A 13,135-nucleotide genomic window follows, 5' to 3' on the forward strand; every position below is an offset into this window, starting at 1 on the left:
CACGAGTAAAAAAAACTAAATGGCTGGTTTAAATAGGATTTCTTGAATTATTCCCTTAGTCGACAAATTTAATCCATTTCACAATTGAAAAAGGTGCCTCGCTAGTTGCGAGGCACCTTTTACTTTTATTTGATTACGCTTGTGCTTTTAAAATTTCAGCTTTATCTGTGCGTTCCCAAGGAAGATCAACATCTGTACGGCCAAAGTGTCCGTAAGCAGCTGTTTGTTTGTAGATTGGGCGACGAAGATCAAGCATTTTGATGATACCAGCTGGACGCAGGTCGAAGTTAGCGCGTACTAGATCAACTAGTACTTCTTCGCTTACTGTTCCTGTTCCGAATGTATCAATCGAGATTGATACAGGCTCTGCCACACCAATTGCGTATGCCAATTGTACTTCCGCTTTGTCAGCAAGGCCAGCAGCTACGATGTTTTTCGCAACGTAACGAGCAGCGTATGCCGCAGAACGGTCAACTTTTGTAGCATCTTTACCGGAGAATGCACCGCCACCGTGACGAGCGTATCCGCCGTACGTATCAACGATGATTTTACGTCCAGTAAGACCAGCATCCCCTTGAGGTCCGCCAATTACAAAACGGCCAGTTGGGTTAATGAAGTACTTAGTCCCAGCATCGATTAATTCAGCTGGTACAACTGCTTTAATCACATGTTCTTTTAAGTCAGCTTGAATTTGCTCAAGAGTTACTTCTGGATCATGTTGTGTTGAAATAACAATTGTGTCAACTCTTACAGGTTGATTATTTTCATCATACTCCACGGTTACCTGTGTTTTACCATCAGGACGTAAGTAAGCAAGCGTTTCATCTTTACGAACTTGAGACAAGCGGAATGAAAGTTTATGAGCTAATGAAATCGGAAGTGGCATAAGCTCTTCTGTTTCATTGCAAGCAAAACCGAACATAAGCCCTTGGTCCCCTGCACCGATTGCATCGATTTCTTCATCTGACATATTTCCTTCACGAGCTTCCAACGCTTTGTCTACGCCAGCTGCGATATCAGCAGATTGCTCATCAATAGAACTCAATACGGCACAAGTTTCAGCATCGAAACCGTATTTCGCACGTGTGTAACCAATTCCTGCAATCGTATCACGAACGATACGTGGAATATCCACATAAGCGGACGTTGTAATTTCACCAGCAACAAGTACAAGACCTGTTGTTACACTTGTTTCACACGCAACACGTGCATTTGCATCCTTAGCAAGGATAGCATCTAAAATGGAATCTGAAATCTGATCACAAATCTTGTCCGGATGGCCCTCTGTAACAGATTCAGAAGTAAATAGACGTTTCTTTGACATCATATTTCCTCCTCGGAAGTTAGTATGTTGTAGGCAAAAGCCTGATTTTTTTACGGAACTCGTTTTCCCTTATTAGCTTCAACTATAGACACAGAATTACTAAAAAACACAAAAACCTTCCCTGGCAAATGAGGAAAGGTTTAAAATTCTGTCATCTATCCTTTCACTCTTATCGTTCAAGGGTTTTTTACCTTGCTCAGGTTAGCACCATCACCACTATTCCTTGAAGAACTATCGCTTTATTTTCGGCGATTGATCTTGGAGTCAAGTTCAATATGGCAGGTTGCTGGGTTTCAAAGGGCCTGTCCCTCCACCAACTCGGGATAAGAGAATCCGTACAATTTAAGATATTATCGTATTTGGTCGGAATCTGTCAATGCTTTTCGAAAAAGAACATTTTTCCCCATCACAGCTTTCACGATAAAAAATGTGCTAATCCTCTGTCATTATTGGATTTTCGATGTAGAAAACAAACGAAAATGTAGAAAATTACCATAGATAAAAGAACTTGAAAAATCTGACTTCGAACCGCATAATAACTTTTTAGGATTTTGCCTTTTGATGTAATAGCAAGTTGTTCTTTTCTTAATTTCTTCCTATTAATTAAAAGAATAAAACCTTTTTTATATTCCTGAAACGAGACCCATTCGATCAAGATTCTAATCTTGATAATGGGCTTTCTTCCTAATTACACCACCCAGTTCAGATTCCTCCATTCAAGTATATGCAGGAACCCGAACTCGGTTCATAACGCATTTTAAAAAATGATTAAGGAAACCATATAAAAAATATCACAAAAAAAAATAAATAGTATAGACTATTTAAGTGAATGTGTTATACTAATTGTAATATAAAAACTTAAAACAAAGGAAGGTACCTCATATATGAATTCTGTAGATGTTTCTAATGAGTTACACCAATTATTGGCAGGAAATAATGTACAAACTCAACTTTCAGTTCCCCAATTGGTTGAAAAAGTATTAAGCAGAAACGAAGGCGTTCTGACATCAACTGGCGCAGTAAAAGCTGAAACAGGCAAATATACTGGCCGTTCACCTAAAGATAAATATATCGTAGACGAAGCTTCTGTGAAAGACAAAGTAGATTGGGGTTCCGTAAACCAACCAATCTCTGAAGAAGTATTCAATAAACTATATAATAAAGTAGTTGACTACCTAAAAGCAAAAGAAGAGATCTTTGTTTTCAAAGGTTTTGCTGGCGCGGACGAAACATCACGTCTTCCTATCCAAGTTGTAAATGAATATGCTTGGCATAATCTTTTCGCTCACACTTTGTTCATCCGTCCAAATGAAGAAGAACTAAGAGGTCACGAATCAGAATTCACGATTCTTTCTGCACCTAATTTCAAAGCAGATCCAGAAGTGGACGGAACTCAATCCGAAACATTCATCATCGTTTCATTTGAACGCCGTACTATCTTAATCGGTGGAACGGAATATGCAGGTGAAATGAAAAAATCGATCTTCTCAATCATGAACTACCTACTTCCAGAGGCTGGAATCCTTCCAATGCATTGCTCTGCTAACGTAGGACGTGAAGGAGATGTCGCTTTATTCTTCGGACTGTCTGGTACTGGTAAAACAACTTTATCTGCAGACACTAATCGCAAACTGATTGGTGATGACGAGCACGGCTGGTCTTCTAACGGTGTATTCAACATCGAAGGCGGCTGCTATGCAAAAACAATTAACCTTTCACGTGAAAAAGAACCGCAAATTTTCGATGCCATCCGTTTCGGTGCCGTATTGGAAAACGTAGTTGTTGATCCGGAAACACGTGAAGCAAACTACGATGATAGTTCATTAACAGAAAACACTCGTGCTGCATACCAAATGCAAGCGATTGATAACATCGTGAACCCAAGTATCGCAGGACACCCAAATACAATCATTTTCTTAACTGCTGATGCTTCAGGCGTACTGCCTCCAATCAGCAAACTTTCTAAAGAACAAGCAATGTTCCATTTCCTAAGTGGGTACACAAGTAAATTGGCTGGTACTGAAAGAGGCGTAACTTCACCAGAAGCTACATTCTCAACATGCTTCGGTTCACCATTCTTACCTCTTCCTGCTACACGCTATGCTGAAATGCTTGGAGATAAAATTGACGAGCATAGCGCAAAAGTATACCTTGTCAACACTGGATGGACTGGCGGTGCATACGGAACTGGTAGCCGTATGAAACTTGCTTACACTCGTGCAATGGTACAAGCAGCACTTGAAGGCGAATTAGCAAACATCGAGACTATCAAAGACGATATCTTCGGTTTGGATATTCCACTTCATGTTCCTGGTGTTCCTGACGAAGTGCTTCAACCAATCAAGACTTGGGCAGATCCTGCTGCATATAAACAAACAGCAACAGCTCTTGCTGCTCAATTCCGTGCAAACTTTAAAAAATTCGGAAACGTTCCAAGTGAAATTGAAGAACTTGGCGGTCCGACTGCTTAATCTTAATAAATAGAAAACAAAAGGACCAAGCGAAACTTGCTTGGTCCTTTCTTTATAAACTGACTAATCTAAACGATAAATCGGCCATCACGATCTTACTCCTGTAAAAGCCACATTAACCTGAAGCGCCAGTATTTTTGAATTAAAAACAGCCAAGAGGCTGTCTCCTATGTTCCAGCTGGTGTCTTATCCCCTTTGTTTCACAAAAGCCCAGACAAAGGTCTCCTGAGCCAAATCCTCTACAGCCTTGTTTGCCAATATAATAAACTAGAAAGTTCATCATACTTTTTTCATACGTATGATTCCACTCCCTCTTGGTCCGCCACCTATAAATAGGGAGAAGGTGGCGCCAAGCCAACCAATTCTGCTCTTCCCATGTCCCATAGGAAGTCATATTTACAGAACATATAATAATTATCCGATCCCTATTATTATTTCAAATGATTTTTTTAACATGTTGCACAACTATAAAGGGTGCTGACTGAGTCAACACCCTTTATATCCCTATCATATCCGGCCTTGCAGAATCAGTTGTTTATTAGATAATCATTTTTTTCCTTACTTCTTTCAAATGTTCTGTTTTATATTCGAATACATTGCCTAAGTTGGCAATTTGGATGTTATGTTTATTAGCATCAATGCAATTCCGAGTATCCAAAATCATTTTATGAGCCATCTTGTTCGATAGTTTATCATAATCCATTTCTTTAAATTCATTATGATCGGTTAAGACAAGAATCAGGTCGGCATCTTTTACAGCGTCTTCGACAGAAACGACTGGCATTTTCCCAGATTGGACATGTGGGTCATGCAAGGATACTTCCACATGATCCATGCTCATTAGTATATTTACAACATCAATGGCCGGGCTTTCACGGATATCATCTACATTTCCTTTGTAGGCAAGTCCAAAAACCGCTACCTTTGGTTTACGGATCCCCTCAAGTAACATCCTGACACAATTGACGATATAATACGGCATCGAAACGTTCGTGTCGCGGGCTAATTTGATGATTCTAGCTGTCTCAGGAGCTTTAGCGACAATGAAATAAGGATCGACCGCGAGACAATGTCCACCTACCCCTGGTCCTGGTTGATGAATATTTACACGTGGATGCTTATTTGCCATTGATATGACATCTAATACATTGATATCCAATTCGAAGCAAACTTTAGCCAACTCATTCGCAAGAGCAATATTAACATCACGGAAGGTATTTTCCATCAGCTTGGACATTTCAGCCGTTTTCGCATCCGTACGAATGATTTCCCCTTTAACAAAAGTTTCATAGACAAGACTTCCTTTATAGGAGCAGGCTTCTGTGATGCCGCCGACTATTCGGTTATTATGAACCAATTCTTCTAGAATTCTCCCTGGCAAGACACGTTCCGGACAATGTACGAGAAAGATGTCTTTCCCGATCGTTAGCCCTGTCATCTCAATCAATGGCTTGATATGATCATCCATGCTCCTTGGTGCAATCGTCGACTCGATAATGATGACATTTCCCTTCTGAACAAAAGGAAGAATCCTTGAAGTTGCCTGCATAACATAGGTAAGATCACAGGATTGGTGTTGATCTTCATTGTTTGGAGTTGGGACCGCAATGATGAAAACATCCGCAGACTCCGGATTCAAGGTAGCACGAAATCGTTTAGCATCTAGCACTTCATCTAACACTTCTTCTAGTCCAGGTTCTTCAATATGGAGCTTTCCATTATTCAATTTAGTAATAACATCAGGATGGATATCCACGCCAACAACATCTACACCGTGTTTTGCGAACATTAAAGATGTTGGAAGTCCTATATAACCTAGTCCCATTGTACATAATTTCATAATAACCACTCCTCATCATATTTTCTTCTAGTATTCTAGTTTTTGTTAAGCTGATTGATAGATTTGGATGAAGATTTCTTTCTCTTGTTTCCAATTGTATTTAAGGCGGGCATTCAGACAGTTGCTGCTCATTTCCGCTCTTTTTTCTGGATGTTTTAATAAATAATTGACTCCGTCCGCAATAGAACGGGGATCATGGGAGTCGACACACACACCAATTTTCTCAGTCTCGACTACCTTTTGAATTTCTGGAAAGCTACAGGCGATGACGGGTACTCCGCTCATCATATATTCAAATAACTTATTGGAAGAAGCAGAATAATGATTAAAGCAGACATTATTCAATACCTGAAAACCTAAATATGCATTTTTCGTATAATGAAGCAAATCGTCAACCGGCACCTTCGGGATAAATTTCACCCGATGTTCGAGACCCATTGCCTCTACCTTTTTTATTAACTCAGGCTTGATCTTTCCATCTCCAATAAAAACTAGCGTTCCTGCTTCCATCATCGGCACAGCCTCAACCACTTTCTCTAACCCCCTGCCCGTTTGAATGCCGCCTTGATATAACAATATCGGCTCGTCCTCTGGCAGCATGAGCAACTCGTGTAAATCCACGACTGTACTTTCCTCAGGCAATGTAGGGATTGGGTAGTTATGGACCACTTTCGGATACAGACCGTATAAGTCTTCATTATATTTAGCACGAGTATGATTTTCGGCGATCATTTCGTCGACAAATTTTAATAGAAACTTCTCTTGTATCCCGTAAATCCGGCTATTATAACCGGTTCTGCTTGTTTGAACTTCATGAGAGTCATATATGAGCTTTTTACGTCTTAGAAATTTACTGCTGATTGCTCCCTGCATTAACGTATTCAAATCATTCGAATGGTAAAAGTCATACCTCTTTTTCCGGCCGTAATGAACCATTTGAAAAAAAATATAGCTTCTTGTCAAAAGAATCGGTAGTTTCGTTTTCGTAACAATTGTGGCGATTATTGCAAGAAGCGCCATAACACCGACTAATACGACAGTACTGATCCAGCCCGTTATCAGGTTCATGTTCAACAAGGTATTCCAAACCAATAAGGTGAGAACAGTCAATTCAAACATCTTATTTTTTGTTTTTTTTACGATATTAAGTACTCTATTAAGTCTTTCCCAGCGATTATTCACTCGAATGACATTAAATCCATTTTTATGTTTCTCTTTTTTGGGTAATTCTTCATTTTTCCAGTTATGAATCGCAATTAAGTCGACTTCATAACCTGCTTCGGTAAGAGCAGTGCATTCCCTTAGAACCCGTGCATCGTTGGTAAAATGATTCCACACAAACATACATACCGTCTTCGCCATTTTTACCTCCACTTTTCCAGATATCCGTCAGCTAGATGCTTCCATCACGTTAATGAGCCCTTGAATATTTTTTGACCATAGAAAATTTTGTTCCGCATATCGATGGCCATTTTCACCAAGCTCTTCGCGTAAAGCTTTCTCAGAAGCCATTGTTAGAATATGTTGACTGATTTCATCAACCTTTCTACTATCTGCCACCATCCCGCATTGCGCTTCTGAAATCATTTGTCTGGCACGCCCGGCGACATCACCGACAATCGGTTTTCCGACGCACATATAGTCGATTATTTTTCCAGGCAGCACCTTGTTAAAGACATCCTTCTCAACTAAGCTTACATACGCAATATGGGAAGAGGATACTTCATTAAGAGTCACCCTCCTATTCATCGCTTTGATGACCTTTATATTGGTCAAGCCTTTAGAGGAAATCTCGTCTTGGACTTCGGACATTCGATATCCATATCCAATAATCGTAAACTCAATTTGTTTATGTTCTTTCAGTTTTTCAGCCACTTCTATTAACTTTTTAATATCTTGGGCAAGTCCGATATTACCCGTATAAACGACTTTAATTCTATTTTCCGAAATGGGTGGAAGTCTTTTTTTCAAGTTCAGCTCGTCTGCAGTGAGCGAGTTTGGAATGAATTGGATATCATCATTCTTGACTCCTTTTGAAAGGATATAATCCCTAAATCCAGGACTATTGATGATAATTTGATTAGAGTGCTGATATATTTTTCTTTCAAGGAAAAAAGCCATTTTCAAGATCCACTTATTCGTGAATACGCCTACTCCCTGCAGTGATTCGGGCCATAAGTCTCTTACATCGGTTATTAGCTTTGCCTTCATCTTTTTCTTGGCAATCAATGCCGCAAATATCGGGAAAATAGGTGGTGTCGTGACAAACACATAGTCATATTTTTTTTCCAGTCGAATGATTGTGTAAATGAAAAGCCACATCGCTTCCAAATAATGAAGCAAGCGTCTCCCCATATTGCTTGTATACCTCTTCACTTTATCTGGTTGAATCCTGATGATATCTTTCTCCTCAATATCGACTTCATCCCAAAAATGGGCATCTTGATATAAACTTTGGTGAGGATAACTCGGCTTCAAAGTGATGACTGTTACCTCATAGCCGCTTCGCTTCAAATTGAGATATACATTTTTCATCCTGTTTCCTGCACTCCCAATTTCAGGATAAAAGTTTTGTACAATCATCAGGACACTTTTCATATGAGCCTATCACCTCTATTCTTAAAATGTTCATCGTCCTGCTTTTTATTGTAAATGGACGATATTAAGTGGGGATTAAAGAAATATAAAGGTCTTATTAACTTTGTAAATATTCTGTTAATTGTTGTGTCAAAAAATTTTTTCTTAAGAACAACTCGTTATAATAGGGAGGAAATAAAGAAAGCGAGGAAATCATAATGCCTAAAAATCGTTTAAAGGTCATGACTGTGTTTGGGACAAGACCAGAGGCCATTAAAATGGCACCTGTCGTATTGGAGTTGAAAAAGCATCAAGAGTCGATTGAAAGCATTGTAGTGGTCACCGCCCAGCATCGGGATATGCTTGATCAAGTCCTGCAATGTTTCCAAATCAGACCAGACTACGATTTGAATATGATGAAAGAAAGACAAACATTAGAAGAGATCACAACTCGCGGGATTGGGGAACTGAGCGCTCTTATGAAAGAACTACAACCAGATATCGTGCTCGTTCATGGAGATACAACGACGACTTTCATCGCCAGCTTAGCCGCTTTTTATAATAAAATTCAAATTGGTCATGTTGAGGCTGGTCTTCGGACTGGTAATAAGTACTCTCCGTATCCTGAAGAAATGAATAGACAGCTGACAGGCGTCTTAGCTGATTTGCATTTTGCCCCGACAAATCAAGCAGCAGAAAATCTCATTTCGGAAAACAAAAAGAGTGATTCTATCTATATTACCGGCAATACAGCCATCGATGCTTTGAAAACAACGGTTCGAAAAGACTATGAGCATCCAATTCTGTCCGGTTTGAATGGAGATCGTATGCTATTGATGACAGCGCATAGACGAGAAAATATCGGAAAACCAATGGAAGAAATATTCCGTTCCGTCAAACGGCTGCTTGAAGATCACATGGATATCCAAGTCGTTTTCCCACTTCATAAAAACCCAGTAGTCCGCGAAATTGCTTATCGGATTTTTGGTGAAACAGAAAGACTTCACTTAATAGAGCCGCTTGAGGTGCTTGATTTTCATAATTTTGCGGCGCACGCCCATCTAATACTGACAGATTCCGGAGGGGTGCAAGAAGAAGCTCCTTCACTTGGCGTTCCTGTCCTTGTCTTACGCGATACGACAGAACGGCCAGAAGGAATTGAGGCTGGTACCCTTTTATTGGCTGGAATTGAGGAAGAACGAATTTATCAATTAGCCACAGACTTACTTACAAATGAAGAAACCTATAAAAAAATGGCGACAGCTTCTAACCCATATGGAGATGGATTTGCCTCGAAGCGAATAGTCGAAATACTTTTAGAGAAATTGAATGCTGATAACAATAAGGTGATAAATCGGCCAACCCTCTCATCCTAATTTTTATCATTTATTAACGTTAGAAAGAACGATAAATCAAAAGAAGAAGCCTAACACTCTTTAAGAGGTTGCTAGGCTTTTTCTAATTCTTCTTATATATTAAATTTTAAAATGATTCACTTCCATTTTAAGACTCTCGGCCAGGGTTGCTAGTGATTGAGCGCCTTCAGAAATCTGTTCAGTCGCTGCATGCTGTTCTTCAGTTGCAGCACTTGTATCATTTGCCCTTTCTGCTGAAGTAACCGCTATTTCTTTTATTGCATTCGCACCAGCGGCTACATCCTTGGTCATCGCTTGAATTTCTTCTATAGCAGAGGATACGGATTCAATTTGCTCACTCACTCCTCCAACTGCGGATTTAATATGATTGAACACCTGGAGTGAGTTTGCTGAAGCAGAAAGTCCATCTTCTGCTTTCTTACTTCCAATATTAATTGATTCGACGCCTTTTTCGGTAGCTTCTTCGATCAATTTGACCATTTTTTCAATTTCTGAGGCTGATATTTTTGATTGTTCAGCAAGTTTTCTAACTTCATCAGCCACTACTGCAAAACCCTTTCCATTTTCTCCGGCACGGGCCGCTTCAATTGCAGCATTTAATGCCAGTAAGTTTGTTTGCTCAGAAATGTCCGTAATTAATGTCGTAACTCTTTGAATTTCACTTGAATGCTTCGACATTACTTCCATTATGCTCGCTGACTCGTGAATCGTAGTGTTTATATTATTCATTTGGGTAGTTACATCATCTATAATGTTAGATCCTTGTTGAACAAGTGAATTCACAGATTCTGCGGAGGTAAGCATTTCGACATTACTTTCGGTGATCTGCTCGATAGCTGCAGCCATCTCATTCATAGAGTTTACTGAGTTCTCTACTATAGTGACCTGCCGAGCTGTCCCTCTCATATTTTCTTCAGCAGTTGTTGCGACCATCTCCGAAGAAGCCAGGCTTTCTTCAGAGCTTGCCGACATTTGTTCTGCTTGAACAGCAAGTTGTGACGAAGAATCCCTCATATTTAAGACAATCGCTTTAAGTTCCGCAACCATTTTATTAAAAGCACCGGCCATTTCACCAATTTCGTCTTTGTTTCGAATCCTAATTTCTTCTATCTGTAAATTACCGCCTGCAACTTGACCAATTGCTTCTGTAAGTTTGCGAACCGGGCGAGAAATACTGCGACTCAGGACGATTGGTAAAATAATACTAAGGATGAATCCAAAGATTATTAGCAATACAATAATTCTTTCCATATCCTTTACTTTCTCGTTCAAATCTTCCCGAGTCTCTTGTAAATAAGCATTTTGATTGTCACTTAGTTTTTCAGCTTTTTCCAAGATTGTTTTTTCCAAGACACTTGCTTTATCCGTTTTCTCAGTTATATCTAGATCCTTCGCACTATCGCCTTGCTGCATGCTGATAATTATCTCTTCAGCCAATTCCATATATTCAAGTTTTGCGTTATGTATCTCTTCCAACAATTCTATATCGTCTTGTGATGTAAATGTTTTTCCAAGATTTTCGTAAGCCTCCTCAAACATTTCGTTTTTAACTACTCTATTTTCCAAATATGTAGAATCCTTATAGATAATATAACCACGAACATCATTTGAAACAGCTTGCTGTTTGTTAATCATTTCATCTACCAGATTGATCTTTTTCACTCGATCATCCAATAAAAAAGTATATTGTTTATTCAAATCGGCGATGATCCAGAGATAAAAGAAACCTATAGTCATAAGGAATATAAGTATAGACAAAAAACCTGCCCATAATTTTTTTGATACAGATAATTTCACGTTAAATACCCTCCAATTAATCAATAATTTTTAATTTTCAAACTCTATCAATAATATCGGTTGCATAGTGCCTTTTTTCTAGTCAGTTCACTAAAACACAATAAAATAAACTTATATCAAATAACTAAGCGGTTTGGGGTAAAGTAAAAAAGAAGATATGATAATAAAGCCGGAAGTGTTGATCAGCATCGTCCATTTGAGGCTTCGTAAAACAGCATGAAACATCCTTTTCTGCTTGCAAATTAGCGTCAAACCTAGTACTCAATTGCATCTTTTGATTACTTCACCTTTAGTAACTGTACGATTTAAAACTAAGCAAAAAAGACCACCAAATTGGTGATCTTTAGGAATTTCTAATTTTCATCTTATCCTTTGATTACCCGGACATTTTTTCCAAAGTTTGAACCTACGCTTTTTAAATAATGTAAGACGGTTAAGAATATGACTACCTCTGATAATGGAATGGCCAGCCATGCAGCATTTATTCCAAATATAAGCGGCAATGTTAGCAGGAATAAAAGCATGAAAATAAATTCGCGTCCAATCGTAATCCAAGCGGCCATCTTTACTTGCCCAATTGATTGGAAATAGGTCATCATAACGAAGTTGACTCCCATTAGGATATATCCGCTAAAGAAGATTCTAATTCCAATTGTAGCAAGCTCTTTTACATCTTGAGAAAAGTCTCCGAATAAATCTACAATATAAGGTGCCGCCACTTGTCCCACCAGGGTAATGGATATTCCTGCACCAATTGCTGTGAAAATGGCAATGCGAACCGTTTCGCGCTTCCGCTTTTCATCTTTTGCACCATGATAATAACTTACTAGTGGCTGTATTGCCGACCCGATGCCAAGAAACATCAACAGCATAACACTATGTGCATAATTGACAATAGAAAATGCAGCTAATCCGTCGGTACCAGCAAGGCGCGAGAACGCATTATTATGAGCAATAGTAAAGACTGATACACCTATTTCAGCTAAGAAACTAGGAAAGCCAATCATCATTGTCATAATGAAAAGTGACTTTTCAAAACGAAACTTAACGAGGCGAAGCGTGTTCTTCTTCGTGAAAAAGTGCGTGCTGAGAACCAGTATGCCCAAGGCAGCTGCAATGATTGTTCCGTATGCAATCTCGCGCACCCCTAAATCTAGTACATACAGGATAATGAAGTTCAAAACGAAATTGGAAATGGCCGTGACGATAAGAGATGCCATGGCCAGATTCGGATTACCATTGTTCCTGACGAATATACTTAAGGTGTTTTCTAGGGTGAAAACAAAACCCAGCATTAAGAATACGTTCATGTAGTCCGTTGCAAAGGGAGCGGTTGCTTCATTGGCCCCTAGTGCATAAACAAGCTGATGGTGAAAAGCGTAGGCAATCAGACCAATGATTACGGTGAATATTGTGATTAGAATGATGGAATGGGTGAAAATAAAGCGTGCCCGATTATAATCCTTTGCCCCCATGCTTTGTGAATAAAGCGTTGCGCCGCCTACCCCGATCCAAATCGACATCGCTACAAAGATTGTATAAATGGGCCCTGCAATATTAACTCCTGCAAGGGCAACCGATCCAAGCTTATTGCCGACCATCACGCCATCGACAACAAAGTTCAATGCCATCAATACCATTCCGATCATAGAAGGAATCAGATAGAGCAGAAAGACCTTTCCTGTCGATTCTATCTCCAATAGATTTTGTTGTTGTTTTTCTCTTAATGACATTTATACCATCTCCTGCT

At 39.3% G+C, this 13,135-nt stretch carries 8 protein-coding genes and 1 riboswitch; of the genes, 2 read left to right on the forward strand and 6 right to left on the reverse strand.

The genetic code is table 11. The annotated features are described in order from the left end of the window. Window positions 1-133 precede the first annotated feature (133 nt). Complete coding sequence (gene metK / locus RE409_RS24225; RefSeq protein ID WP_201186985.1) at window positions 134-1,327, reverse strand: methionine adenosyltransferase; 1,194 nt, start codon at window positions 1,325-1,327, stop codon at window positions 134-136. Between the two features lie 163 nt (window positions 1,328-1,490). Continuing rightward, window positions 1,491-1,654, reverse strand: a riboswitch (SAM riboswitch). A gap of 554 nt (window positions 1,655-2,208) precedes the next feature. Here metK and pckA point away from each other — a divergent pair. After that, entirely contained in the window at window positions 2,209-3,795 is a 1,587-nt protein-coding gene (pckA, locus tag RE409_RS24230; RefSeq protein WP_201186987.1) for a phosphoenolpyruvate carboxykinase (ATP), read from the forward strand. A 538-nt stretch (window positions 3,796-4,333) separates the two neighbouring features. On the opposite strand, the gene RE409_RS24235 is transcribed toward pckA, so the two are convergent. From RE409_RS24235 to RE409_RS24245, 3 genes are read right to left on the reverse strand one after another with little or no spacing between them, the layout of a single operon-like run. Beyond that, window positions 4,334-5,635: a nucleotide sugar dehydrogenase gene (locus RE409_RS24235; RefSeq protein WP_201222852.1), complete on the reverse strand. Its 1,302-nt coding sequence runs from the start codon at window positions 5,633-5,635 to the stop codon at window positions 4,334-4,336. A gap of 45 nt (window positions 5,636-5,680) precedes the next feature. Further along, entirely contained in the window at window positions 5,681-6,997 is a 1,317-nt protein-coding gene (locus tag RE409_RS24240) for a glycosyltransferase (RefSeq protein WP_242485370.1), read from the reverse strand. A gap of 27 nt (window positions 6,998-7,024) precedes the next feature. Further along, complete coding sequence (locus RE409_RS24245) at window positions 7,025-8,233, reverse strand: glycosyltransferase family 4 protein (RefSeq protein ID WP_201186994.1); 1,209 nt, start codon at window positions 8,231-8,233, stop codon at window positions 7,025-7,027. Between the two features lie 197 nt (window positions 8,234-8,430). Here RE409_RS24245 and wecB point away from each other — a divergent pair, with 197 nt between their 5' ends. Then, entirely contained in the window at window positions 8,431-9,588 is a 1,158-nt protein-coding gene (gene wecB, locus RE409_RS24250) for a non-hydrolyzing UDP-N-acetylglucosamine 2-epimerase (RefSeq protein ID WP_309558219.1), read from the forward strand. Between the two features lie 99 nt (window positions 9,589-9,687). Here wecB and RE409_RS24255 read toward each other — a convergent pair whose 3' ends face one another. After that, window positions 9,688-11,385, reverse strand: coding sequence for a methyl-accepting chemotaxis protein (locus RE409_RS24255; RefSeq protein WP_201222848.1), 1,698 nt, complete (start codon window positions 11,383-11,385; stop codon window positions 9,688-9,690). A gap of 365 nt (window positions 11,386-11,750) precedes the next feature. Further along, complete coding sequence (locus tag RE409_RS24260; protein WP_309558220.1) at window positions 11,751-13,118, reverse strand: MATE family efflux transporter; 1,368 nt, start codon at window positions 13,116-13,118, stop codon at window positions 11,751-11,753. Window positions 13,119-13,135 lie beyond the last annotated feature (17 nt).

Source organism: Peribacillus sp. R9-11, from assembly GCF_031345095.1.
Classification (GTDB): domain Bacteria; phylum Bacillota; class Bacilli; order Bacillales; family DSM-1321; genus Peribacillus; species Peribacillus butanolivorans.